At 69.8% G+C, this 24,716-nt stretch carries 24 protein-coding genes; 12 read left to right on the plus strand and 12 right to left on the minus strand.

Going from position 1 to position 24,716, the window contains the following annotated elements; genetic code table 11:
- Nucleotides 1–201: 201 nt before the first annotated feature.
- The gene (locus OG622_RS18310) at nucleotides 202–1,005 is read right to left on the minus strand and encodes a hypothetical protein (protein ID WP_371577275.1); all 804 of its coding nucleotides are present in this window, start codon (nucleotides 1,003–1,005) and stop codon (nucleotides 202–204) included.
- Nucleotides 1,006–1,230: 225 nt separating this feature from the next.
- Here OG622_RS18310 and OG622_RS18315 point away from each other — a divergent pair, with 225 nt between their 5' ends.
- The 6 genes from OG622_RS18315 to OG622_RS18340 all read left to right on the plus strand — a co-directional run bounded on the left by OG622_RS18315 (nucleotide 1,231) and on the right by OG622_RS18340 (nucleotide 7,863).
- Nucleotides 1,231–2,442, plus strand: coding sequence for a pyridoxal phosphate-dependent aminotransferase (locus OG622_RS18315; RefSeq protein ID WP_371577276.1), 1,212 nt, complete (start codon nucleotides 1,231–1,233; stop codon nucleotides 2,440–2,442).
- A 198-nt stretch (nucleotides 2,443–2,640) separates the two neighbouring features.
- The gene (locus OG622_RS18320) at nucleotides 2,641–3,042 is read left to right on the plus strand and encodes a hypothetical protein (protein WP_371577278.1); all 402 of its coding nucleotides are present in this window, start codon (nucleotides 2,641–2,643) and stop codon (nucleotides 3,040–3,042) included.
- 303 nt (nucleotides 3,043–3,345) lie between these two features.
- Nucleotides 3,346–4,419 (plus strand): hypothetical protein, encoded by a 1,074-nt coding sequence (locus OG622_RS18325; RefSeq protein WP_371577280.1) that lies wholly within the window; start codon nucleotides 3,346–3,348, stop codon nucleotides 4,417–4,419.
- A gap of 21 nt (nucleotides 4,420–4,440) precedes the next feature.
- Complete coding sequence (locus OG622_RS18330; protein ID WP_371577282.1) at nucleotides 4,441–5,670, plus strand: toxic anion resistance protein; 1,230 nt, start codon at nucleotides 4,441–4,443, stop codon at nucleotides 5,668–5,670.
- 62 nt (nucleotides 5,671–5,732) lie between these two features.
- The gene (locus tag OG622_RS18335; protein WP_371577284.1) at nucleotides 5,733–7,274 is read left to right on the plus strand and encodes a substrate-binding domain-containing protein; all 1,542 of its coding nucleotides are present in this window, start codon (nucleotides 5,733–5,735) and stop codon (nucleotides 7,272–7,274) included.
- On the plus strand, nucleotides 7,261–7,863 hold the full coding sequence (locus OG622_RS18340) for a hypothetical protein (protein WP_371577285.1): 603 nt from the start codon (nucleotides 7,261–7,263) through the stop codon (nucleotides 7,861–7,863). The genes OG622_RS18335 and OG622_RS18340 overlap by 14 nt, the downstream gene beginning before the upstream one ends.
- Nucleotides 7,864–7,902: 39 nt before the next feature.
- Here OG622_RS18340 and OG622_RS18345 read toward each other — a convergent pair whose 3' ends face one another.
- The 7 genes from OG622_RS18345 to OG622_RS18375 all read right to left on the minus strand — a co-directional run bounded on the left by OG622_RS18345 (nucleotide 7,903) and on the right by OG622_RS18375 (nucleotide 15,957).
- Nucleotides 7,903–9,063, minus strand: coding sequence for a hypothetical protein (locus tag OG622_RS18345; RefSeq protein ID WP_371577286.1), 1,161 nt, complete (start codon nucleotides 9,061–9,063; stop codon nucleotides 7,903–7,905).
- A gap of 173 nt (nucleotides 9,064–9,236) precedes the next feature.
- Complete coding sequence (locus OG622_RS18350; RefSeq protein WP_371577288.1) at nucleotides 9,237–10,025, minus strand: PP2C family serine/threonine-protein phosphatase; 789 nt, start codon at nucleotides 10,023–10,025, stop codon at nucleotides 9,237–9,239.
- A gap of 1 nt (nucleotide 10,026) precedes the next feature.
- Entirely contained in the window at nucleotides 10,027–10,788 is a 762-nt protein-coding gene (locus tag OG622_RS18355) for a VWA domain-containing protein (protein WP_371577289.1), read from the minus strand.
- Nucleotides 10,789–10,901: 113 nt separating this feature from the next.
- On the minus strand, nucleotides 10,902–12,044 hold the full coding sequence (locus OG622_RS18360) for a hypothetical protein (RefSeq protein ID WP_371577291.1): 1,143 nt from the start codon (nucleotides 12,042–12,044) through the stop codon (nucleotides 10,902–10,904).
- 160 nt (nucleotides 12,045–12,204) lie between these two features.
- Nucleotides 12,205–12,759, minus strand: coding sequence for a hypothetical protein (locus OG622_RS18365; RefSeq protein WP_371577293.1), 555 nt, complete (start codon nucleotides 12,757–12,759; stop codon nucleotides 12,205–12,207).
- Complete coding sequence (locus tag OG622_RS18370) at nucleotides 12,746–13,735, minus strand: serine/threonine-protein kinase (protein ID WP_371577295.1); 990 nt, start codon at nucleotides 13,733–13,735, stop codon at nucleotides 12,746–12,748. The genes OG622_RS18365 and OG622_RS18370 overlap by 14 nt, the downstream gene beginning before the upstream one ends.
- Nucleotides 13,736–14,130: 395 nt before the next feature.
- A complete protein-coding gene (locus tag OG622_RS18375; protein ID WP_371577296.1) occupies nucleotides 14,131–15,957 on the minus strand; it encodes a phosphoenolpyruvate carboxykinase (GTP) in 1,827 nt (608 codons plus the stop codon).
- Nucleotides 15,958–16,308: 351 nt separating this feature from the next.
- On the opposite strand from OG622_RS18375, the gene OG622_RS18380 reads away from it, so the two are divergent.
- The 4 genes from OG622_RS18380 to OG622_RS18395 all read left to right on the plus strand — a co-directional run bounded on the left by OG622_RS18380 (nucleotide 16,309) and on the right by OG622_RS18395 (nucleotide 20,197).
- On the plus strand, nucleotides 16,309–17,046 hold the full coding sequence (locus OG622_RS18380) for a hemolysin III family protein (RefSeq protein WP_371577297.1): 738 nt from the start codon (nucleotides 16,309–16,311) through the stop codon (nucleotides 17,044–17,046).
- 120 nt (nucleotides 17,047–17,166) lie between these two features.
- Nucleotides 17,167–18,777 carry a DHA2 family efflux MFS transporter permease subunit gene (locus OG622_RS18385; RefSeq protein WP_371577299.1) on the plus strand — a complete coding sequence of 537 codons (1,611 nt, stop codon included), beginning with the start codon at nucleotides 17,167–17,169 and terminating at the stop codon, nucleotides 18,775–18,777.
- Between the two features lie 4 nt (nucleotides 18,778–18,781).
- Nucleotides 18,782–19,438: a TetR/AcrR family transcriptional regulator gene (locus OG622_RS18390; RefSeq protein WP_371577301.1), complete on the plus strand. Its 657-nt coding sequence runs from the start codon at nucleotides 18,782–18,784 to the stop codon at nucleotides 19,436–19,438.
- 33 nt (nucleotides 19,439–19,471) lie between these two features.
- A complete protein-coding gene (locus OG622_RS18395; RefSeq protein ID WP_371577302.1) occupies nucleotides 19,472–20,197 on the plus strand; it encodes a Mut7-C RNAse domain-containing protein in 726 nt (241 codons plus the stop codon).
- Nucleotides 20,198–20,307: 110 nt separating this feature from the next.
- On the opposite strand, the gene OG622_RS18400 is transcribed toward OG622_RS18395, so the two are convergent.
- Nucleotides 20,308–21,405, minus strand: coding sequence for a hypothetical protein (locus OG622_RS18400; RefSeq protein WP_371584133.1), 1,098 nt, complete (start codon nucleotides 21,403–21,405; stop codon nucleotides 20,308–20,310).
- A 320-nt stretch (nucleotides 21,406–21,725) separates the two neighbouring features.
- Here OG622_RS18400 and OG622_RS18405 point away from each other — a divergent pair, with 320 nt between their 5' ends.
- Nucleotides 21,726–22,226 carry a hypothetical protein gene (locus OG622_RS18405; protein ID WP_371577304.1) on the plus strand — a complete coding sequence of 167 codons (501 nt, stop codon included), beginning with the start codon at nucleotides 21,726–21,728 and terminating at the stop codon, nucleotides 22,224–22,226.
- Between the two features lie 119 nt (nucleotides 22,227–22,345).
- Here the strand turns inward: OG622_RS18405 and OG622_RS18410 are convergent, their stop codons facing one another.
- The gene (locus OG622_RS18410) at nucleotides 22,346–22,561 is read right to left on the minus strand and encodes a hypothetical protein (protein WP_371577306.1); all 216 of its coding nucleotides are present in this window, start codon (nucleotides 22,559–22,561) and stop codon (nucleotides 22,346–22,348) included.
- 632 nt (nucleotides 22,562–23,193) lie between these two features.
- The gene (locus OG622_RS18415) at nucleotides 23,194–23,745 is read right to left on the minus strand and encodes an LppX_LprAFG lipoprotein (RefSeq protein WP_371577308.1); all 552 of its coding nucleotides are present in this window, start codon (nucleotides 23,743–23,745) and stop codon (nucleotides 23,194–23,196) included.
- Between OG622_RS18415 and OG622_RS18420 the strand changes: the two genes are divergently transcribed.
- Nucleotides 23,627–23,890 (plus strand): hypothetical protein, encoded by a 264-nt coding sequence (locus OG622_RS18420; RefSeq protein WP_371584472.1) that lies wholly within the window; start codon nucleotides 23,627–23,629, stop codon nucleotides 23,888–23,890. The genes OG622_RS18415 and OG622_RS18420 overlap by 119 nt on opposite strands.
- Before the next feature lie 206 nt (nucleotides 23,891–24,096).
- On the opposite strand, the gene OG622_RS18425 is transcribed toward OG622_RS18420, so the two are convergent.
- On the minus strand, nucleotides 24,097–24,531 hold the full coding sequence (locus OG622_RS18425) for a VOC family protein (protein WP_371577310.1): 435 nt from the start codon (nucleotides 24,529–24,531) through the stop codon (nucleotides 24,097–24,099).
- Nucleotides 24,532–24,716: the final 185 nt, after the last annotated feature.

Here is a 24,716-nt window from a genome sequence, read left to right on the forward strand (position 1 = left end):
CCCGGCGGCGGTGGGCGCGGTGCCGCGGCGCACGGGCAGGACGCCGAGCGCATCCGACAGGGGCGCGCGCCTTCCGTCCACCGGCACGCGCGGTTCACCACTGGCCCCCGGACCGCACCCCGCCCATCGACGACAACTCCCCGACGACCAGCGGCTTCCCCCCACCCCCCACTCCGGTCACCGCCGAGCGGCCTCCTGGGGCTACCTGGGGCCCTTCGTGGCTCCTTGGCCCTTGCCCTGGTTGCCGTTGGAGTTGCCCCGGGGTGAGGAAGTCGCCGGGGCGGAGGGCGAGGCGGATGAGGTGGTGGGGGCGGGGGACGTGGGACCGGAGGGCTCGGGGGTGGTGGTCGAGGAGGGGTCCGTGGAGGGGTCGGGGGATTCCGTGGCCCCCGTACCGGCGGATCGGCCGGCTGACGGGGAGGCCGTTTCCGCGGCGCCGGACCGAGCGGCGGCCGGGGTGGACCCGAGGGGCGCCGGGGCGTCCGGACCTTCCTGGACCGAGGAGCCGGACCCGGCCAGTCCGGCCACCGCGACACCCACGAGCACCGCGACGCCGATACCGCCCGCGATCAACGCGCCGCGCCGCCGGGCCCGGCGCCGCCCGAGCGTGACCCGCCGCCCGTCCACCGGCCGCGCCCGACGCCCGGCCGCGCCCAGGGCCTCCGGGTCACCCTGCCCACCCTTCACTCCCGGCCCGCCCGCCCCGTACGGCGCACCCTCGACGTACGGCGCATCGATCGCGTACGCCTCGGCCTCGCCGTACGACACCGCCTCTGCCGCAGAAACGTTTCCGCCCGAACCGTCCCCGACCACACCCGGGCCGTCCGCCACGATCTCGTCCAGTTGAACGGTGTCGTCGTAGGCGTTCTGCCAGCCGTGGGCGGCGGCGGGGTCCGTGAACGCCTCGTAGGCGGGGGTGCCGTGGGAGTCGTCGATGGGGAGGTACACGTTCGGCGGTCTCCGGAGGTCGGCCTCGTTCCGGTCCGGTCCGTGCGACCTGTCCACGCCGCCCACCCCATTCATGTCGTTCCGCTGCTTTCGTGTCGCGTGCCCTGTGACCACGTGTCGCGTGGTCGAGGACCGGGCGGTGGGGACGGCCGGACCTGTTGGCGGATTGTAGAGAGGAGGAGGGCCGGGGGGACAGCGGCGGGGCATTTCGGGGTATAGCAGACGGTCCACGTGGTGGAAAACACGACCCGGAACGCGTTACCGGGCCGTAAGCTCACGGACATGCAGGTGATCCAGTCGACCAAGCTCGCCAACGTCTGTTACGAGATCCGGGGCCCGGTACTCGAGGAGGCGATGCGGCTTGAGGCGGCGGGGCATCGGATCCTCAAGCTGAACACGGGCAATCCGGCGGCGTTCGGCTTCGAGTGCCCGCCCGAGATCCTGGAGGACATCCTCCGCAACGTGTCGTCGGCCCATGGCTACGGCGACGCCAAGGGCCTGCTCGCGGCGCGCCGCGCGGTGGTCATGCACAACCAGACCCTCGGCATCGAGACGGACGTCGAGCACGTCTTCATCGGCAACGGCGTCTCCGAGCTGATCGTGATGGCCATGCAGGGCCTGCTCGACGACGGCGACGAGGTCCTCGTACCGTCCCCGGACTACCCGCTGTGGACGGCGGCGGTCTCCCTGTCCGGCGGTACGGCCGTGCACTACCGCTGCGACGAGCAGTCCGACTGGATGCCGGACCTCGCGGACGTCGAGCGGAAGGTCACCGACCGCACCAAGGCGATCGTCATCATCAACCCGAACAACCCGACGGGCGCGGTGTACGACGAGGCGATGCTGCGCGGCCTGACGGACATCGCGCGCCGCCACAACCTCCTCGTCTGCTCGGACGAGATCTACGACAAGATCCTCTACGACGACGCCACACACACTCCGACGGCCTCGGTCGCCCCCGACCTACTGACCCTCACGTTCAACGGCATGTCCAAGGCGTACCGGGTGGCCGGCTACCGGGTGGGCTGGATGGCCATCTCCGGGCCGCGCGCGCACGCCGACTCCTACATCGAGGGTCTGACGATCCTCGCGAACATGCGGCTGTGCGCGAACATGCCGGGGCAGCACGGGGTGGTCGCCGCGCTCAGCGGGCGCCAGACGATCAACGACCTGGTACTGCCGGGCGGGCGGCTCAAGGAGCAGCGGGACCTCGCGTACGAACTGCTCACACAGATCCCGGGCGTCTCGTGCGTGAAGCCGAAGGGGGCGCTGTACCTCTTCCCGCGCCTCGACCCGAACGTCTTCAAGATCAAGGACGACCGTCAGATGGTCCTCGACCTGCTCCGGCAGGAGAAGATCATGGTCGTCCAGGGCACCGGGTTCAACTGGGCCGAGCCGGACCACTTCCGGGTGGTCACCCTGCCGACGGTGGCTGACCTGCGGTCCGCGATCACCCGGATCGGGAACTTCCTGGACGGGTACGGGCAGGCATAGACGGATACGGGTGGGCGCAGACGGATACGGGCAAGCACGTACGGATACGGGCAGGCGCGTACGGATACGGGCAGGCCTAACAGCGGCGGGCAGGCCTGACCGCGCGCGCCGAGTATGGCGACCGAGGCTTTCGGACCTCACTCAACTTTAGACGAAATCTAAGGTAGAGTGGCCGTCCGAGAGCTTGGAGGCCATCCCATGTACGAGCCGATCCGCACCAAGTCGGTCCACACGATGGCCGGCACGACCTCCTCCGACTTCCCCCACCGTTCGCGTGAGGAAGAGCTGGACATCCAGCTCGCGGGTCATCTGGTGGCGTTGCTGGCGGCGACGGACGAGCTCCGCGCGCTGGCCCCTTCCGACGACCTCGATATGGCGGCGGAGCGGTTGGCCGCGCGGGTCACCCGGCTGCGGGGCGGGCTTCCGCCGGTGCGCTCCGCCTCCGGCGGGGGCAAAGGGGACATCGCCGCGCTTCACCTTCGCGCCCACGCGCTCGCCGGACGGGCACTCGTCGTCGCGGCGTCCCGTGCGGATACCGCGTCCGCCATTCTGGCAGCGGAGCGGATGGACGCGCACGCAGGTGTTCCCCTGAGCGCCTGACAGCTCGGGGCCGACTGCGAATCGGGCGACTGCGGGTGCGTTGTGGCTGCTCGCGCAGTTCCCCGCGCCCCTGAAGCGACGGCTCTGCCGGTCGAAAAGCCAGGGGCGCAGCCTCTGCTTTTCAGGGGCGCGGGGAACTGCGCGAGAAGCCCCACCGGACCCCCGCACCCGCCAACCCACCCGAACCCCCCGAGCTCCCACCCGGCCCGGCGGAGCCCACCCGTTGCGTTCCGGGACCACCGCTTCACCCCCCGTTCACCCACAACGCAGAGGAACGTTGGGTTCCGGGAGCACTCTCCCCGTGTGAGACGAATCGCAGGAATCGTCCTCGCGGTACTGCTGATCGGCGGCGTGGTGGCAGCCGTCGTGGCAGGCCGGGAAACCGGGGACACGAGCACGGCAACGAAGACCGTGCGAGGAGTGATCGGGTCGGAGAAGGCGGAGTTCTTCGCCGACCCGGACGTGGTGAAGGCCCTGGCCGCCAAGGGCTACACCGTGAAGACGGAGACGTCGGGATCCTGGGCCATGGACGGCCTCGATCTACAGGGGTACGACTTCGCGTTCCCGTCCAGCAAGGCACCCGCCGACGAGCTGGCCGCGAAGTACGAAATCCGTGAGCCGCTGCCCCGCCCCTTCTACTCGCCCGTCGTCGTGGTCGCCCACCGGGGCGCCGCCGAGGTGCTGCGGAAGAACGGGCTCGCCACCCTCGACGAGGGCCGGGGCGTCCTCGACATGGACGCGTATCTGCGGGCCGCCGAGGACGGCAGGACGTGGCAGGACCTCAAGGGGTCCGAGAAGTACGGGGAGTTGATGGGGCTCCTGTACATCGCCACCACCGATCCGACCACCTCCAACTCGGGCGCGCTCTACCTCGCCGCCGCCTCCAACGTCGCCAACGGCGGCCGCGTGGTCGCGAGCAAGGCGGACCTGGACAGGACCGCGCCCCTGATGCACGAGCTGATCAGCGTGCAGGGCGCCCAGCAGCCGAGCACCGACGCGGCGTTCCGGGACTTCGTCAGCGGGGTCGGCAACCCGCTCGTACTCGTCTACGAGTCGCAGGTCGCCGCGATGCTCGCGGAGGGCCAGAGCGTCGACGACCTGGTCGTCCTCTACCCGGACACCACCGTCTTCAGCGACCACACCGTCGTACCGGTCACGGACGAGGGCCGCGCGCTGGGCGAACTCCTCGGCACCGACCCGAAGTTGCGCGGCCTGGCCGCCCGGCACGGCTTCCGGCCGCAGGGCACCGCCACCGAGTTCACGTCGGCGACCGCCGGCCACACCACCTATCTGATGCCGAAGCTGACCGTCCGGCAGGCGCCCGTGCCCACTTCCGAGGTGCTGCACGAGATGGCGCGCCGGGCCAGGGGCCAGTAGGCCGACGGGGGATCAACGGACATGACCATCGAAGACAGCAGCAGTAACAGCAACAGCAGCCTCAACAGCAACGAAGCCACCTTCACCCTCACCCCTCCCGAGCCGGTCGCGGCCGTGCCCCGGGAGAGGGCCGGCGGGCTCGTGCCGGTCGAGGAGTCCGTGCGGACGGACATGGCCCGCAAGGCCGAGGAGTACGTGCGGGGGCTCGCCGCTCTCGACGCGCGCTCCCCGGAGTTCGCCGGCCGGGTCGGGGAGATCACCTCGCTCGGCGCGGGCGAGATGCGTACCGCCGCCGCGCAGTCCAACCGGATGCTGGAACGGACGGTGCGCAGCCTGCCGAGCAAGGGCGGGGACGCGCAGTCGCAGGTCGGGGGCTCGCTCGTCGAACTCCGGCGTGTGGTCGAGGACCTGGACCCGCGTGATCTGCAGGCGAACAAGGGACGCAAGTTCCTGTCCCGGCTGCCGGGCGGCAACAGGCTGCGCGACCACGTCGCCAAGTACGCCTCCGCGCAGGGAACCTTGAACAGGATCGTGGGGTCCCTGCGCGGCGGACAGGACGAACTGCGGCGCGACAACGCCGCGTTGCAGACCGAGCGCGTCCGGCTGTGGGAGACCATGGGCAAGCTCCAGGAGTACGTCGTCCTGACGGAGGCCCTGGACACGGCCGTCGAGGCACACATCCAGACGCACATCCAGACGCACATCGACGGGGCCGATCCGCAGCAGGGCGACACCCTGCGCGCCGACGTCCTCTTCCCCGTCCGGCAGAAGCACCAGGACCTGCTCACCCAGCTGGCCGTCTGCGCCCAGGGCTATCTGGCCATGGACGTCGTACGGCGCAACAACGAGGAGCTGATCAAGGGCGTCGACCGGGCCGCCACGACCACGGTCTCGGCGCTGCGCATCTCCGTGATGCTCGCCTCCGCCCTCGACAACCAGAAGAAGGTCGTCGACCAGGTCAACGCGTTGCGCGGCACCACCGAGGACCTCATCCGGGGCAACGCGGAGATGCTCGCCACCCAGAGCGGCGAGATCCAGCGCATCGCCGCCGACCCGGCCGTCGGCGCGGAGACGCTCCGCTCGGCCTTCCAGCAGATCTACCGCACCCTCGACGCCATCGACACCTACAAGGTGCAGGCCACGGAGACCATGGCCGCCACCGTCGAGTCCCTCACCTCCGAACTCCAGAACGCGACGCGGTACCTGGAGCGGAGCCGGAACCAGGGAGCACTGGAAGGGGGCCTCGGATGAGAACACCGAGGAGAACACCGAGGAGAAAGCGGACGGGAACGCGGACGGGAACGCGTACGACGATGGCCGTCGCCGCGGCGACCGCTGCCGCCCTCCTGGTCACCGCCTGCACCGCCGCGGACCAGGCGCGGCCCGGTCCGGCCGAGGCGACCACGTACGTCCCCGGCACCCTCCGGGTCCTCGCCTCCAGTGAGCTCGCCGATATGAAGCCGGTGTGGGAGCAGGTCGAGAAGGACACCGGGATCAAGGTCCGGCCCACCTACATGGGCACGCTCGACGCCGTGGAACTGCTCACCCAGTGGCGAGCGAAGGGCTCGTACGACGCGGTGTGGCTGTCCTCCAACGACTACCTGCGGCTCCGCCCGGACGCGGCGAAGCAGGTCGTGTCCGAGACGCCGGTGATGTCCAGTCCGGTCGCGATCGGCGTGAAGAACGAGACCGTGCGGAAGCTGGGGTGGAAGCCGGAGAACGTCACCTGGTCGGACATCGAGAACGCGGTGGCGGACGGGAAGCTGACGTACGGCATGACCGACCCGTCCCGCTCCAACTCCGGTTTCTCGACGCTCGTCTCGGTCGCGTCCGGGCTCTCCGACGCCCAGTCCGCGCTCACGGACGCGGACGTGGCGCGGGCGACACCCCGGCTGAAGGAGTTCTTCACCGGCCAGAAGCTGACGTCGGGGTCGTCGGGCTGGCTGGCGGCGGCGTACGACCGGCGCGGTGACATCGACGCGCTCCTCAACTACGAGTCGGTACTGAAGGGGAAGAAGGGCCTGACGGTGATCCGGCCGCGCGACGGGGTCGTCACCGCCGACTACCCGCTCTCCTCGCTGGCGTCCACGAGCAAGGAGGTCCGGGACGACGTACGCCGTCTCACGGACGCCCTGCGCACCCCGGACATCCAGCGGCTGATCACCGAGAAGACGCTGCGCCGCCCGGTCGTCGCCTCCGTCCCGCCGGCGGCCGGCCTCGACACCACCCGCCGCCGCGAACTCCCCTTCCCCGGCAGCCGGTCCGTCGCCGACGGACTCCTCGACGCGTACGAGAACGAGCTGCGCCGCCCCTCCAGGACCGTGTACGTCCTGGACACCTCGGGCTCGATGGAGGGCGACCGCCTCGACCGGCTGAAGTCCGCGCTCACCGAGCTGACCGGCGACTTCCGGAACCGGGAGGAGGTCACGCTGATGCCGTTCGGGTCGGACGTGAAGAGCGTGCGGACGCATGTCGTACGGCCCGAGGACCCGAAGGCCGGGCTCGACGGCATCCGCGCCGACACCCGGAAGCTGTCCGCCGACGGCGACACCGCCATCTACACCTCGCTGCGGAAGGCGTACGAACATCTCGGCACCACCGACCGGGACACCTTCACCTCCATCGTGCTGATGACGGACGGCGAGAACACCGAGGGCGCGAGCCCCGCCGACTTCGACGAGTTCTACGGTCGGCTGCCCGCCGGTCAACAGCAGATCCCCGTCTTCCCGATCCTCTTCGGCGACTCCGACAAGGGCGAACTGGAGCACATCGCCGACCTGACCGGCGGCCGTCTCTTCGACGCCCAGCAGGGCTCCCTCGACGGCGCCTTCGAGGAGATCCGTGGCTACCAGTAGATTGCTGACCTACGTCGAGTCCCGCAAGAACCTCACCGGCAGCGCCCTCGGCATCGCCGGGCTCGGGCTGACCTTCGCGGGCGTCGCGGGACCGTACTGGCCGGTCGTGGTCGTCGGGCTGTACGGCGCGGGCGCCCTGGTCGCCCCGCCGGAGCGGCCCCCGCTGCCGGACTTCCCGGACCCGTCCGCCCAACTGGACGAGCTGCGCACCGACTTCGGCACCCTCCGCGTGTACCTGTCCGGCATCGAGCTGCCGCCCGCCGCGTCCGGCCGCCTCACCGAGCTGACCGAACTCCTCGCGGCCCTCCTCGACCCCGGCTGGGTCGCCGAGGTCCTCGCCCGCGACCCCGAGGGCATCCACTCCCTCTCCCGGGCCGTACGGCAGGACGTCCCCGAAGCCGTCGACACCTTCGTACGCACGCGCTGGTGGACCCGTCTGACGCCGGGCACAGAACCGCCGGAGCGCCACCTCGAACGCCAACTCGGTTTGCTGCAGGAGGAGTTGGGGCGCCTGGCGGCGATCCTGCGCGATGCCGAGGCCCGTCGGCAGGAGTCGCACACGCGGTACTTGGAGGACAGGTCGGGCTGACCGGCTGTCGGCTGCTCGTCCCGGCCGGAGCTCGTCAGGTCACCCGAGGTTGGCAATGATCACGATCAGCAGCACCACCCCGAGCACCACGGCCAGCACCTTCAGCGCCGCGTACGGGGACGGGGCCTGGTCGGGCGGGGGCGGCGGGACCGGGGTCGAGGTGGGACGGGGGCCGTTGAACACGTCGTGGCCGGTGACCGCGGCCCGGGTGCACCAGGGGCAGGTCGGCAGATGGGAGCCGTAGGTGTGCAGGGGCCGTACCGTGCAGGCGCGCACCTCGCCGCGTTCCTTGTCGAGGGCGCGGAGCCAGGCCTCGGCCTGCGGCCGGGCGTCGGGGTTCTGGACGCCGGGCCCGAAGGCGGCCCTGGCGAGGATGAGGAGTTCGGTCGGCAGGACCGACGGGTCGATCGTGCCGCGCGGAATGGTGACCCGCTCGGGACGGACCACATAGCTGCAGCTCGCGGCGATGTTGTCCTTGACCGTCGATTCGGAGGCGCTCTCGTGCGGGACCCCGCCGAAGGGGTGGTTGCCGGCGGTGAGGAGCTGGTAGACGAGCACGGCGAGGGCGAAGTCGTCGCTCTGCCGGGTCGCGGGGCCGCCCGCCTGGCGCTCGGGGGACGAGTAGTCGGTGGTGTGCATCAGGCACGGGAAGAGTTCGCCGGTGACCGGGTCGGTGAAGGCGATCGAGTCGCAGTCGAGGAAGGTGACGAAGCCGTTGCCGTCGACGACGACGTTGCTGCTGGAGAAGTCGCCGATGACCAGGTCGTCGTAGTGCATACGGGCGGTCATGAACGCGAGGTTCCAGGCGACGCCCAGCAGGAACCGCCAGTCGGCCCGGTCCGGGAAGAGCTTGAGGCGCTGGACACGGGTGAACAGGCCCACCAGCTGGACGTGTTGGGGCTCGCCGAAGCGGCGCATGGCGTAGCCGAGGAACTCGCCGTTCGTGCCCCGGGCGATCGCGGTGGGCCAGGCCAGCTCGGGCGGCTGGTTGGCGTCCGTCGGGCGGGCGGCCAGCGGGGACATCGTGAGCATGCGGGCCAGCCGCCGCTCCTGGTCCGGCCCGGGTGTGTCCCGGTAGATCTTGACGACGATCCCCGTGTCTCCCTCCACCGGAAACACCGCCGCCTGTCCGCCGCCTTTCAACGGCAACTCGGCCAGAGTGACCCGCCTACCGTCGAGAAAGACCGTGCGGCCGCTCATGGCCGTACCTCCGGGTGTTCGTCGGGCGGTTCGTCGCCGCGCGGAAGCTTCGTCCTGAAGAGTCGTCCGGAGCAGTCGTCCCAACCAGTCGTCCCAACCAGTCGTCCAAAAGGGGCATCCGGAAGAGACGTCCGAAAGGGGCGTCCGGAAGGGGCGTCGCCCCTGAAGTGCCGTCATCGCCGGATCGTGCGCACCGCTCGCAGCAGGGTCTTGTCGTCGGCGTTGAGGGCGGTGAGACGGTCGGAGCGCAGGAGGGCGGCCAGGTTGGGGTCGCGGTCGTCCTCGGGGGCGGTGTCGAGGGAGCGGAAGACGGCGTCGGCGAACGAGGTGTTCGGGGACGGGGCGCCGTCGGCCGACCGGTTGAGCATGGCCTGGGCGAGCCCGTCCGTGGAGAGGAGCACCCCGTCGACCCCGTCGTCCGCGACGCACTCGGTGTGGGTCCAGCGCGCCACGTCCGGTGAGGTCAGGAACACCGTCTCGTTGCTGTACTCGCTCGCCGCCGCGGCCTGCGGCAACAGATGGAACTGCCGTTCCCCGTCCTCCGTCCCGGCCCGTACGACGACGAACCCGTCCCCCACGGTCACGTGGCCGATCCAGCCGGGCGCGAGCACCACCACCGTGAGCGTCGTCGCGAAGTCCTGCGCGTCGGCGCCGGTCCGGTCGAGGAAGTCCTTGCTCACGTCGTGCAGGGCGTCCCGCAGCAACTCGTGCACGGCCTCCCCCGGTCGTACCTCCGCGGCCGCCTCGACCCGCCGCGCGAAATACTCCGTCGCGAGCTGTACCGCTAGACGCGCGCCCTCCTCCGACCGGGGCCGGCTGCCGGCCCCGTCGGCGACGGCGAGCACGGCGACGGAGGACGTGGCGATGGCAGCGCACGCGTCCTGGCAGGGCAGGCCCTGGCGCCGGTGCCGGTAGCCCTCGACGCTCAGGCCGTGGATCCGCCAGGGCGGGGCGGCGGTCACCTCACGCCTCCCAGGCCGGGCGTTGCGTCTTGAACTGGCTGAAGATCTTCTCGAACACCTCGTCCCCCGCCCCCTTCTGCTCGGCGTTGGCGCTGGCGGACATCATCTGGAGCAGCTCCCGGAACGGGAACCCCTGCAACCGTGCGTTGAACTTCGGCGCGAACGCCCGCAGCACCTTCTCCCCCATGTCCGTGATCCCGCCGACCCCGATCGCGTACAGCCGGAACCGGCGGGCACGCTGCTCCTCGGCGAGGACGGGGACCAACCGGTGCCAGGAGTCGGTGAGATGGCCGGTCGGGTCGGTGGGCAGTCCGTCCGTGACGAGGCAGATCTGCGGCCGGTAGTACTGCAGCCCGGAGGCCCGCAGCTCGCTCTTGCGGGCCGCGACGATGTGCATCGCCAGCTCCAGCGCCTCGGTCATCAGGGTGACCCCGGCGGCCATGAGCTGCGGTGCCTGGAAGGCGTGCGCGGGTATGAAGGGGCTCGTCCGAGTGCGCGGGTCGAGGAGCTGGGGTCCGCGCCAGGCGCCGACGCCCTGGCCGCCGAAGGTGACGACGGCGACCTCCACGCTGTAGCTGAGGCTGACGTCGTCGTGGAGTTCCCGGGTCCACTCGGCGAGCGCGTTGTTGAGCGTCTGGATCGGCTGGCCCGCCATGGAACTGGACGTGTCGAGGCAGAGCACGAGCGGCATGCGCTGGGCGTTGTTCTCGAACTCGATGTCGGCGTACTCCGCCGGCAGCGTTGGCGGGTATTCGCTGTGCATGGACTTCCCCCTGTGCCTCTAATGCTTCTGGTGCCTCTGGTGCCTCTGGTGCCTCTGGTGCCTCTGGTGCCTCTGGTGTTGCGGTTGGTGCTTGATGCCTGGGGCTCTCGGGATCACCTGGGCGTGCCCTTCGCATGCCGTGCGGCGGTCGGTGGGAAGGCGTACAGGACGTCGGAGTCGCGTTCGCGTGCGTCGGTGACGTCGACGAGACCGCCGGGCGCGGGCGGCGGCCGCCCCGGCTCGGCCCACACCGCCCGGCGCAGCACCCGGTCGACCTCGACATAGCCCTGCGGATGCAGTTCGGTCCGTACGACCGCGGTCCGGGCGTGCGGGGGGCGGGCCCCCACCTGCCGCCCGTACCGCGGCGCGGGCGCGACCCGCAGCCGCGTCGTGCTCTCGTCCCCACCGCCATCACCGCCACCGCCGTCACCACCGCGTGTCGCGTGAGCCGGCGCCGGCCGGGCGGGCCCGCCGAAGGCCCACCCGGGGCCCGGTGCCCGGTGCCCCACGGCCACCGGGCCCCTGGACCGCCGGATCACGATCACGAAGGCGAGCAGCAGCAGGGCGAGGAGGAGCCCCATCCAGAAGGCGGTCCAGGCCGCCCCGCCATATCCGGCGGCTTCGCCGTCGGTGGTCTCGGCCGCGTTGTCCGCCTTGCCGTCCGCCCCGTCCTCGCCGTTCCGGCCGTCGGCTCCGGCGGTGGCGGGGTCGGGGGCCTTCGAGACGGGGGGTGCGATCGCCTCGATGTGGGTGGACAGGTCGGCGACGAGCCCCAACTCGATGAGGTGGCGGCCCGTCAGCGGTGGTGCCGGGCCGTCCGTCTCGACGATCTGGTCGCACAGCTGCTGCGGTACGCAGACCCCCGCGCCCCGCAACTCCTCCACGGCCCACCGCGGTATCCGGTCGATCCTGGAGTCGGGGTGGACCATCCGGCCCCCGGCCAGAACCAGCAGAGCCGTGCCGCCGTCGCCCGTCCGGCCGTTCTTCGGCACCTCCACCACCAGCTGATGCCGACGCTTCTCCACGTCCTCCTTGAGCAACTCGTCCCGCTGCCGCTCGGATCCGGTCAGCGACAACTGCCTGTCGAGCGTGACGACGTAGGGCTTGCCCTTCTCGACGTTCGACGTCCAGCACTTCAGCCACGGCGCGAGGGGGCCCTCGCACGACTCCGCAGCCGAGGCGGAGCCCATCGGCACCAACCCGACCAGCGACCCCACCAGCACACCGAGAAACAGCGAACGCCCGATCGCACCCAACGCAACCAACCCCCCGTGGCCTGAAAGGCACGCCCCCGCGGCCCTGAAAAAGCCCATCCAATAGTGGAGCAGGCAGCCGGGCGGCCGGAAGGGTTTGTGGTATTCCGCCGGTGGAGTTACGGCGACTTCCGTCAATTTACGATCAGTACGCTTTTCACTTCTACAACTTGAACACCTGATGGCAACGACTGAACATCTGTCGCGCCCGATCCACCCAGTCATTCGCCAGCACGTCGAAGTCCGCCTGCGTGATACGGCACGTCAGTGGCAGATCACAGACTCCGGCGAGACAGGGGCGCGGCCCGCGTACATCCCACACGGAAAGCATGGGGTTCAGTTGTTCGGTATTCCATGCGTTCGACGCAGCCGCGGCGATGGCGATTTGGTCCTGCCGCAGGAATTTGCCGTCCGTCGCGAACGCCACGAGAAGTTTCTTGGTGGTCATGAATCTCACCGTGACCGTCCGCCCCGCCTCATGGAGATCGAAACGCAGGGACACGGATACGGTGTCGTGGACCGTGTGGTAATTCCGCCGGGCGACCCAGTTCTGCACCAACTGCCGCCAGTGCGTGCCGAGGTCGAGGATCTCGGCGTTGCCCCCCGGACAGGAGTCACGCCCGGAGTACGAGCCGCGGCCGGTCGAGGAGTCGGGGCCGGTGGAGGAGTCGCGGCCGGGGTGGGAATCCCGGCCCGGGTAGGAGTCAGGCACTGTCACGGACCACCGCCCCGACGACCATGGCGTCGGTCAGCCCGGCGTCGAGCAGCGCCTGCGCGTGGAGCAGCAGACAGGAGGGGACGGACTCGCTCGTCGTACGGCGCCGATGGCGCTCCTGCAACTCCTCGTACCGCACCTCGATGGTCCGGGCCACCTGCGGCGGCGGCCACACCTCGGCGCTCGCCTCCTCCTCCACCAACTCGGCCAGGATCTCGGCGAGTCGGGGGCGGTCCTCGGGCCGCTTGGCCAGGCAGCGGCCGATGACGGGCCGCAGTCCCGCCGGTACGCCGTCGAGCCGGGGCTCTCCCCGTACGACCTCCACGCGCACCCCCTCCCCGCTCCCGTGCGGTGGGCGGCCGGTGAGCGCGTACACCAGGACCCCGCCCAGGGAGAACACGTCGCTCGGCGGGCCGACCCGGTCGCCGCGGATCTGTTCGGGCGACATGAACGGCGGGGTGCCGACGATGACGCCGACGCGGGTGAGGCCGGGGGCGCCGTCCACCCGGGAGATGCCGAAATCGATGACGCGGGGGCCGTCCTGGGCGAGCAGGACGTTCGCCGGCTTGAGGTCACGGTGGATCACATGGGCGGCGTGGATGGCCTGCAACGCCTCGACGAGGCCGGCGCCGAGAGGGCGGACCTGGGTCTCGGGGAGGGGACCGTCCGCGCGGACCGCTTCCGCGAGGGAGGGGCCGGGGACGTACAGGGTGGCCAGCCAGGGGAGTTCGGCCGTCGGGTCGGCGTCGACCACGGCGGCGGTGTAGGCGCCGCTGACCACGCGGGCGGCGGCGACCTCGCGGGCGAAGCGTTCACGGAACTCGGGTTCGGCGGCGAGTTCCGGGCGGGCGACCTTGACGGCGACCTCGCGGCCGGCGGGTGAGCGGCCCAGGTAGACCCAGCCCATGCCGCCCGATCCGAGGCGGCCGACTATCTTGTACGGGCCGATCTTCAGGGGGTCACTTACGGGTGTACGCACCCCGCTCACCTCATTTCGGGGTTCGGTGCGGATGTCCCGAGTGTCCCGCGAAATCCCGTGCGCGGCAGTACTTTTCGCCCCCTCCGCCCCTACCCGTCCCTCCCCCAGGGGCTGCGCCCCTTCGACCCCCAGCCGCGGGTCCGGTGGGGGCCGGTCGCGCAGTTCCCCGCGCCCCTAAGGGCCTACGGCCCTTGCGGGCCGAAAGGCACGGGGCGCAGCCCCTGCTTTTCAGGGGCGCGGGGAACTGCGCGAGAAGCCCCACCGAACCCGCACCCGCCAGCGAACCCCAGAACCCGAGCTGTCCGGCGCAACAAAAAATCCGCGACCGGCCGAGGAGCCGTCGCCGGTCAGGGCAACCCATATCCGGCCGGTCGCGGAGCGAAAACGAAGGGGCGTCAGCCCAGACGGCTCACCAGCGCCCGGTACTCGTCCCACAACTCCTTCGGCGTGTGATCACCGAAGGTATTGAGGTGTTCGGGCACCAGCGCGGCCTCCTCCCGCCACACCTCCTTGTCGACGGTCAGCAGGAAGTCGAGGTCGGACGAGGAGAGGTCCAGCCCCTCCGTGTCCAGCGCCTGCGGCGTCGGGAGGATGCCGATCGGGGTCTCCACCCCCTCCGCCTTGCCGTCCAGCCGGTCCACGATCCACTTCAGAACACGGCTGTTCTCACCGAAGCCGGGCCAGACGAACTTGCCCTCGTCGTTCTTGCGGAACCAGTTGACGTAGTAGATCTTCGGCAGTTTGGCCTGGTCCTTGCCCTTGGCGACATCGACCCAGTGGCCCATGTAGTCGCCCATGTTGTAGCCGCAGAAGGGCAGCATCGCGAAGGGGTCGCGGCGCAGTTCACCGACCTTGCCCTCGGCCGCGGCGGTCTTCTCGGACGCCACGTTCGCGCCCAGGAACACCCCGTGGTTCCAGTCGAAGGACTCCGTCACCAGCGGCACCGCCGTGGCGCGGCGGCCGCCGAAGAGGATCGCCGAGATCGGCACGCCCTTGGGGTCCTCCCACTCGGGCGCGATGATCGGGCACTGGGCGGCGGGCACCGTGAAGCGGGCGTTCGGGTGGGCGGCCGGCGCCTCGGCGTCCGGCGTCCAGTCGTTGCCCTTCCAGTCGGTCAGATGGGCCGGAGTCTCCTCCGTCATCCCCTCCCACCACACGTCGCCGTCGTCCGTGAGCGCCACGTTGGTGAAGACCGAGTTGCCCCACAGCGTCTTCATCGCGTTGGCGTTGGTGTGTTCACCGGTGCCGGGCGCGACGCCGAAGAACCCGGCCTCGGGGTTGATGGCGTAGAGCTGTCCGTCCTCGTCGAAGCGCATCCACGCGATGTCGTCGCCGATGGTCTCGACGGTCCAGCCCTTGACGGTCGGCTCCAGCATCGCCAGGTTCGTCTTGCCGCACGCCGACGGGAACGCGGCGGCGACGTACTTCGACTCGCCCTGCGGGGGCGTCAGTTTCAGGATGAGCATGTGCTCGGCCAGCCAGCCCTCGTCGCGCGCCATCACCGACGCGATGCGCAGGGCGTAGCACTTCTTGCCGAGCAGCGCGTTGCCGCCGTACCCGGAGCCGTACGACCAGATCTCGCGGCTCTCGGGGAAGTGGGAGATGTACTTGGTGCTGTTGCAGGGCCACGGCACATCGGCCTGGCCGGACTCCAGCGGGGCGCCGAGGGTGTGCACGGCCTTCACGAAGAAGCCCTCGGAACCGAGCTCGTCCAGCACCGGCTGTCCCATGCGGGTCATGGTGCGCATGGAGACGGCGACGTACGCGGAGTCGGTGATCTCGACGCCGAGCGCGGAGAGCGGCGAGCCGAGCGGGCCCATGCAGAACGGGACGACGTACATCGTCCGGCCGCGCATCGAGCCGCGGAACAGCCCCTTCTCGCCCTGGAAGATGTCCCGCATCTCGGCGGGCGCCTTCCAGTGGTTGGTCGGGCCCGCGTCCTCTTCGTTCTCCGAACAGATGAACGTGCGGTCCTCGACCCGGGCGACATCGGTCGGGTCGGACGCTGCGTAGTAGGAGTTCGGGCGCTTGATCGGGTCGAGCTTCCGGAACGTGCCCTTCTCGACGAGCTCCCCGCACAGGCGCTCGTACTCGGCCTCGGATCCATCGCACCAGACCACGTTGTCCGGCTCGGTCAGTTCGGCGATCTCGTTCACCCACGCCACGAGTTCTCGGTGGGTGGTCGGGACGGTTGAGGGGGGAGCCGCGATGTCGCGCGCCACGATTGCTCCTAAATGAGGGATTTTGGGTTGGAGGCCCCGTGGGGGCTGCGACCCGGATGCTTCACAAAAGTGATCTTTGGGCGCTCATCCGGTGCCGACCGCACTCATTTGATCATCCGACGAGAGTGCCCATATGTCCAGAGGGCCTCACACGTGAGCATCGTGACCATCACCACTCGTCGATCGTCACCCCAAGAGGTTTCCCTGCGTTACTTCCACTTCACCGTGGGTATCCATGCGGGGCGCTCAAATGTCCCGTCGGGGGCTCCGCGTGAGATGATGGCCACTTCCGGGGACACGAACAGCCCGCGCGGTCCCGTAAGTTACGGTTCCGTAGGTACGATGCGATACATGACAGCGTCCGTCCCCGATGCGCACCCGGAGACGCCGGCCGACAGCCGCCCTTCCGACGCGCGATCCCTGCCGCATCAGATCGCCCACCAGATCACCGACGAGATCAAGCCCAGACTCCGGGGCTGGCTGCACCTCGGCATGTTCCCGGCCGTACTGGTCGCCGGCCTGGTGCTCACCGCCCTCGCGGACTCCACACGCGGACGCATCGCCTGCGGGATCTTCGCCCTCACGGCCTGCCTGCTGTTCGGCGTGAGCGCGCTGTACCACCGGGGCACCTGGAGCCCGCGCATGGACGGCATCCTGCGCAGGCTGGATCACGCCAACATCTTCCTGATCATCGCGGGTTCCTACACCCCGCTCACCATGCTGCTGCTGCCCGGCGCCAAGGGTCAGTGGCTGCTGTGGGGCATCTGGGGAGCGGCGCTCGCCGGCATCGCCTTCCGGGTGTTCTGGGTCGGCGCCCCGCGCTGGCTCTACACCCCCTGCTACATCGCCATGGGCTGGGCCGCCGTCTTCTTCCTGCCCGACTTCATGCGCACGGGCGGCATCGCCGTCCTCGTCCTGGTGATCGTCGGCGGCCTTCTCTACAGCGCCGGCGGAGTGATCTACGGCCTCAAGCGCCCGGACCCGTCACCGCGCTGGTTCGGCTTCCACGAGGTCTTCCACTCCTTCACCCTCGCCGCGTTCGTCGTGCACTACGTGGGCATCTCGATGGTCGCCTACCAGCACGCATAGCACTCCCCCGATCCCTCCTGGCCACGGCTTCCGAGCCGTGGCCATTTTCGTATACCCGGACGTCGCATGAGAGGCGCTACGTATTGACAGTGGCTACATTTTGACAGCTACTCTCATTTCATGGCTACTGTCACTCCAACTTCCTCCGCCCGGCCCGATCCCCGCCGCTGGTGGGCCCTCGGCGCCCTCGTCGCGAGCATGCTGGTGCTCGGCTTCGACATGACGATCCTCAACGTGGCGCTGCCGACCATGGCCGAGCAGATCGGCGCGACCACCGGTGAGCAGCAGTGGATGGCGGACGCGTACATCGTCGTCTTCGCGGCCCTGATGCTCCCTGCCGGACTGCTCGGCGACCGGTTCGGCCGACGGCGGATGCTGATCACCGGGCTGGGGATCTTCCTGGCCGGATCGGTCGTCGGCGCGCTGGCCCAGGACGTGAACGCGGTCGTCGCAGCCCGCGCCGTGATGGGAATCGGCGCAGCGCTGGTCACCCCGCTCGCCCTCTCGGTACTGCCCTCGCTCTTCACGCCCGACGAGCGCACCAAGGCCGTCGGCATCGTCTCGGCGGGCTCCATGCTCGGCCTGCCGCTCGGCCCGATCATCGGCGGCTGGCTCCTCAACCACTACTGGTGGGGCTCGGTCTTCCTGATCAACGTCCCGATGGCGGCGATCGGCATCGCCGCCTGCGTCTTCCTGCTGCCCGAGACCCGCGACCCCGCCTCCCCCAGAATCGACACCGTCTCCACCGCGCTCACCGCCGCCGGCCTCGGCTCTCTCATCTACGCGATCATCGAGGCACCCACCCGCGGCTGGGGCGACCCACTGGTCCTGGGCATGTTCGCCGGGGCTGCGGTCCTCATCGCCGCACTGGTGCTGCGCGAGCGGCGGTCGGTGCGCCCCATGCTCGACATGGGCCTGCTCGCCCACCGCGGCTTCCTCTTCAACGCACTCGCCGCGACCCTCGTCATGTTCGTCCTGTCCGGCCTGATGTTCGTCCTGCCGCCGTACCTCCAGGCCGTCCTCGGCAACGACGCCCTGGGCACCGGCGTACGGCTGCTGCCGCTGATGGGCGGCCTGCTGGTCGGCGCTCGGGTCGCGCAACCCGTCGTCGAACGCTTCGGGTCCCGGTCCGTGGTCAGCGCGGGACTGGTGGTGCTCGCCTTCGCCGCCTTCCTCGGCAGTCGTACGACGGTCGACTCCGGCTACGGGTTCACCGCACTGTGGCTGTCGTTCGCCGGAGCCGGATTCGGGCTCTCGATCGTGCCCGCGATGTCCGGCGCCCTAGGCACCCTGCCCACCGACCGGGCCGGCAGCGGCTCCGGGCTGCTGATGACCCTGCGACAGGTGGGCGGCGCGATCGGCATCGCCCTGCTCGGCAGTCTGCTCGCGGGCGCCTTCCGGGACCGGCTCGACACCGCCGCGCTGCCCGCGTCGGCCGCCGACACCGCCGGGGACTCGGTGGTCGCGGCCCACCTCGTCGCGGAGCGGGCGGGCGCGGCCGACCTCCTGACGTCCGCGAACGCCTCGTACGTCCACGGCATGGGCCTCGTCCTGCTGGTGTGCGGCGGCGCGGCCCTGGCCGCGGCGCTGCTGGCCGCGGCCTTCCTGCCGAGCACGCCGACCGGGCCGAGCGAGCGGGGCGGCCGGAGTGAGCGGAGCGGCCAGAGTGGTCAGAGCCGTCGGAGCACCGGCTCTGACCTGGCCACGTCCAAGCCCGATGCCCGACAATGACGGCATGACGGCCGCACGCCCCACCACCTCCACCACCTCCACGACTCCCACCACCCCCGCCGATCGCCCGCAGCTCGGACTCCGTGAACGGAAGAAGATCAAGACCCGCGAGGCGATCCGCGCCGCGACCTACGCACTGGTCGAGGAGCAGGGCTACGACGCCACGACGATCGAGCAGATCGCCGACCGGGCGGAGGTGTCACCGTCGACCGTCTTCCGGTACTTCCCCACCAAGGAGGACATCGTCCTCACCGACGAGTACGACCCGATCCTCCTGGATGAACTGCGGGCTCGGCCGGCGGACGAACCCTGGACGGACAGCATCCGCCACGTGATGCGCGAGGCCGTCCGCACGGGCATCGAGGAGGACATGGCGGTGGCGCGGCTGCGCACCCACCTGATGGTCCAGGTGCCCGCGGTGCGCTCACGCATGATGGAGAGCATGTCGGTCACCGGCCGCATGCTCTGCACCGCCATCGGCGAACGCACCGGCCGGGACCCCGACAGCCTGGAGGTACGGGTCTGGGCGATGTCCCTCATCGGCGGCCTGATGGAGACGTCCCTCTACTGGGCCGAGAACGACCACCGTGACGACTTCGCCGAACTCGTCGACCGCACCCTGGCCACCCTCCAACACGGCCTCCGAACGGAAAACCCCTGAGGCCGCCTCCCTCCCCCGTGCCATCCTAACCAGGTGAAAGCACCCGAGATCCACGTCGAAGTCGCCCCCGAGCTGGCCCTGTTCGTCCCCCACGCCCGCCGCGCGGGCGCGACCCCGCTGGCCACCGACGGCGTCTCGACACTGGGCCACGTGATCGAGTCCCTCGGCGTACCCCTGACCGAGGTGGGCGCACTCGTCGTCGACGGCCGCGAGGTCCCGGTCTCCCACATCCCGGCGGACGGCGAGTCGGTGACCGTACGCCCGGTCGCCCGCCCCCAGCACATCCCTGGCGCCCCCCTCCGCTTCCTCCTCGACGTCCACCTCGGCACGCTCGCGCGACGGCTGCGACTGCTGGGGGTGGACGCGGCGTACGAGTCGACAGACCTCGGCGACCCGGCGCTGGCCACCCTCTCCGCCACCGAGCGACGCGTGATGCTCAGCCGTGACCGGGGCTTGCTGCGGCGGCGTGAGTTGTGGGCCGGGGCGTACATCTACAGCACGCACCCGGAGGAGCAACTCCGGGATGTGCTGGACCGGTTCGCACCCGATCTCCACCCCTGGACTCGGTGCACCGCCTGCAACGGGCTGCTGAAGCCGGCGACGAAGGAGGAGGTCGCGGACCGGCTGGAGGGCGGGACGCAGAAGTCGTACGACGTGTTCGCGCAGTGCGACGCGTGCGGGCGGGCGTACTGGAAGGGCGCGCACCACGAGAAGCTGGAGGCGATCGTGCGGGAGGCGCTGAGGATGCGTACGGGGTGAGCCGGGAGTCGCTCGCCCGGTGCCGCTGACGGGCAACGCGATGGGACACTCACCGACCCGCGACGCTTGAGGCTCCCGACCGCGCGGTTCTCATCCCCCGCGACTGCCGCTCACGACCGTGTGGCAGCCCCGCACTCCGCATCGCCGGCCTCCCGCATGCGCGTGTCCATCGACGTGCTCCGGTCGTACGGGTCGACCTCGGGGCCGTCTCCCGGGCGCGAGGCATCGCGCTCTGCGATGAACTCGGGGGTGAGGTAGCCGTCGAAGGTATCGCAGCCGCCGTTGGTGGTGTCCACCTTGTAGGAGACGAGGGAGAACGTACCCGACTCGATGACGATCTTCGCCGGGTCGTCCCAACTCATCACGACCTCGCGGCGCACGATGGTGCGCGCGACTTCGTCGCTTCCCGCCGCAGCGCGTACGGACGGATATACGTAGGTGACATCGGTGGTCACCTCGACCGCACCGCGCTTACCTTCTCGGTACGTGATCCGCCCCCGTGTCTTGACCACATCCCCGACAAGCCGGACCTTCGCCTCCTTGAACCGGCTGAACAGCAGCAGAGGATCATCCTCCCGGCTGGGCGCACGGAGCGCGGTCGCGAGGTAGTCCTGGACATCCTGCTGATGAGGATTGATCAACGCGATCGCCTTGCTCGGCCGCTTCCCACGCAGCACACCAGGATCCAGACTGGACGCGGCGAGGAAGTCCCGGGACTTCTCGAGCGCCTGCGTGACCTGCCCCTTGCTCATCCAGCCGGTCGCACGTGCCTCGGGCAGGCCGATCCCAGCCGTCCCGTCAGCCCACTGAGCCGCGGGCGACCCCCTGAACGGCTGCCGCACGGTCGGACGGTGGGCTGCCAGTTCCGTCGGCGGCGGTTGATCCGGACGTTTCGACTCCACGGCGAGCGGCGCACTCTCGCCGTCTCCGCCTCCGAACCATCCAGCGACCCGCCCCGGATCCAGTGCCACGACCAGCAGGGCGCCCGCAAACAGCAGACCGACCACGTACCAACCCTTACCTCCTTGCCGCCGGGCCGGCTGGTGACTCCGCCACGGCTCCGGCCGGCCACTCTCCTCCCGCAGCCGCCGCGCCACCATGCGGGCCCGCGCCGACGGCTCCTCGGGCGCGTCCTTGGTCCCCGCTTCGGCGTCACGAAGGAAGCGCTCCCACTCGTCGTCCGGTATGGACTCCCCGTCCTTGCCCACCATGGGCCCCCGTCCTTCTCACGTACCCGGTCCCTCCCCAGGGCCGGTCATCTTTCGTGCATCATCACACAGCTCAACTTGGCTAGTTGATCGCCGCAGGGCGGGGCCCCGGGGGCTCCGTGCCGTATCTCCGACAGTGTCACGGTCGCGACGGGGCACACCCATACGCGCAACATCCTCAAGCCCAAGTACGGTGGCCTGCAATATGGTTCGTGGGGCTACGAGGTCTCGTGGGAAAAGTGCCGGCGTCAGGGGAACGGCTGCGGCGAAGCGATGCTCATCGACAGCGGCACGGCGACGCTCCCCACCAAGGAGACCGGATGGAAGTTCTGGAGCACCTCTCCGTGAGGCCCCGGCCCGCATGGCTCGTCGGCTGTGTCCTGGCGCAGGCGCTCCTGCTGACGTCCTGCACGTCTGCCGACAACTCCGCACCCGACCCCACCGCCTCACCGACCGCTCCCCGTCGCAGCACCGAGCTGAAGACCGAGAAGAGACTCACGGCTGAAGTCCAGTCGGCCCTTGACGCCGTCACGGACCAGGGTGGCTCGATGGTCGAGTCCGGCGTCGAGCGGGTCTCCGACGGAGCCCACACACAGCCCGGCTTGACCGAAGACGTCACCTACAGGGTTGCTGTCGTATGCGCTGGCACGGGGGACACGGAGATCGTCTTCACCCCGACGGCCGCGGGTTCGAAGAAGCTGGTTCCCTGCGACGGGACCGTGGTCTTCCAACGCTTCGCAGCGCAGGACCCTCTCCGACTGGATGTTCAGGGGCAGCCCGGCGCAACAGGCATGATCGCCTGGCGTATCAACGAGATCTGACCGGGCTCTGATCCACCGTCCAGCGATGACAGGGTCCGTCGAGCCAAGCCTGCGACGATCTCGAAAGCCGTCGTGGCGCGAGTCACCGTGGGTTCCAATCCCACACCCCGGAAGGCCAGTCAACTGGACGGACTCCATGCCAGGATGAGGGCATGCAGCCCGTAGACGTGCACAGCAATCTGCGCCTCCTGCTTAACGAGTGGGATCCGATTGGCGTCGCTGATCTCGTCCAGGATCAGTACGACTGCCTCATCGCTCCCCTCCTCACCCGTCTGCACGCTGGAGCCGGGCGGGCAGCGATTGGCGAGTTCCTGGGGTCCGAGCTGGAAGATCACTTCGCTCTCGCCCCTCAGCCCCAAGAAGTTGACCAGCTGGCGGACAGGCTTGTGGCCTGGTGGTCCACCGTCGGCGCTGCTTGACTGCTTTCCCCATGGTTCCCCGCTGTTCCCCGCTCGATCTGGTGCGCTTGTGGTGCACGTCTGTTGTGGCGCGCTGACCACTGTCGCCGACGGTGCCTCCTCCTGCTGCGGAGCTCCCACCAGGGTGCTGCTTGAATCGGCCCATGACTTCCGTTCGCGCACCGGACGAGACACAAGAGATGAAGGAGCTCGCGGTCTGGTTCGGCGGGGCGTCCGTGGCGTGCTGGTTTTGTTGCCCCTTCTGGATGCTCGTCTGCTTCCTTGCTCTGCCCATGGCTCTCGTCGGCCTTGTGCGGGCCTGCGTCGAGTACTGGGCGTCAGCGCACGGCCGAGCGAGCAGGTCGCGAGCCGTAGTGGGTGGTTTGTTGTCCCTCCTGGGAGGAACGGCGGCGATCGCCTACATGATCTTTCTAGCCACCCACCCGGATCTTCCCGTCCAGGGGTAGTGGTTCCGACAGTCACGGTGCACCCTCTTGCCCACTGCCTTCCAACTGTGGTGGGGGGTGTTGGGCTGCGTACGGGGGCGTTCTCCTCTGCCCAGGTGACGCTCAGCCTGCCTGCGCGTCGTCCGCGAGGGGGGTGGTGTCCTTGGTCGGTGGGGCTTTGATGGCCACAGGCTTATTGATGTCGAGGAAGGTGATGGTCAGGTCGAGCAGCCCGTCTCCGGTGCCGACAAGCATGTCGTTGTGTTCGGCCCGCATACGGAACTGCTTGGTGCGGTCGTCGCCGTCTATCCACAGGTCCATGGTGAGCGGGTCGGAGACTTCCAGCTGCATGAACTGATCGAGGCGCTCTCGAATCAGGCCGTCGCTGTTCACCGTCCCCTTGTAGTGCGTGGTCCTGGCGCCGTCGACCGTCTCAGTGCCGATCAGCCGCAGGTCCTTGGACCCGGTCAGAAGGGTGGACTGCGCAGTTGGGGTTCGGCAGGGCGTGGAGCCTGGCGATTGCGTGGCTGAGGACGGCGACCCAGGGCCATCGTGCATGAGCTGGACCATCGAGCGGACACCCGGGCGGCCTGTGCGTCGCACCGGCGACGATCGTCTCGCCGTGCCGCTACGGCTGAACGGGACCGGTGACCGGCACCCCACCGACACCGACATGACCCTCACCCTCGCAGAGGCCGAGCATCTGCACGCCGCCCTCTGCCGTGCCCTCGACGGCCAGCCGCTGCCTCCGGCCGCGCCGGACTGTCGCAACTCCGTCCAGACCTCACCCGGCACCGGGCACACCATGGGCCGCGCGTAACCGCCGCCTACGCAGCAGGACCAACCATGACGCGGCCCCGTACCCGGCGAATGTCGGCAGGTACGGGACCGCGTTCCCACGTGCACCGCTCAGGTCGTACCGTCCGTGCACATCGTCAGCGACGCTTCACATCCGCCGGCCGCCGGGCCGGGCTTACCGGTGCACGCGTGACTCGCTATGGTGCACCTCGCCGTCTCGGAGGGTGGTCAGTCGAGACAGAACTCGTTGCCCTCGATGTCCTGCATCACGATGCACGACTCGTTGTCATCGTCGGCCAGCAGCACTCGCACGCATGTCGCGCCGAGCGCGACCAGTCGTGCGCACTCGGCTTCGAGCGTGGCGAGGCGTTCTTCGCCCACGAGCCCGGTGCCGGCTCGCACGTCAAGATGCACCCGATTCTTGACGACCTTGCCTTCGGGGACGCGCTGGAAGTACAGGCGCGGGCCCACACCTGAGGGGTCACCGCAGGCGAACGCCGCACCCTGCTGCTCAGGCGGCAGAGAGCCATCGAAGTCGTCCCAGGTGGCGAACCCCTCCGGTGGGGGCGGTACGACGTACCCCAGCACCTCGCACCAGAAGCGGGCGACGCGCTCGGGTTCTGCGCAGTCGAAGGTGACTTGGAACTGCTTGATCGATGACATCGGCGCACCCTAGCAAGGGGACTCTGTCGCTCATTTCCCGGTGTACATCCGCGTGTTGTCGGGAAAGCGGCCCGCCCCAGCCAGCCGCTGCTGTGCCGTGCGGTCGCGGGGGGGGTGAACCGATGTCGATGCCTCCAAGGGGGGTTGCCTTGCCCGTCGTTCCGGACCGGACCGCGGCCCCGCAC

Origin of the sequence: Streptomyces sp. NBC_01314 (assembly GCF_041435215.1) — a bacterium.
Lineage (GTDB): Bacteria > Actinomycetota > Actinomycetes > Streptomycetales > Streptomycetaceae > Streptomyces.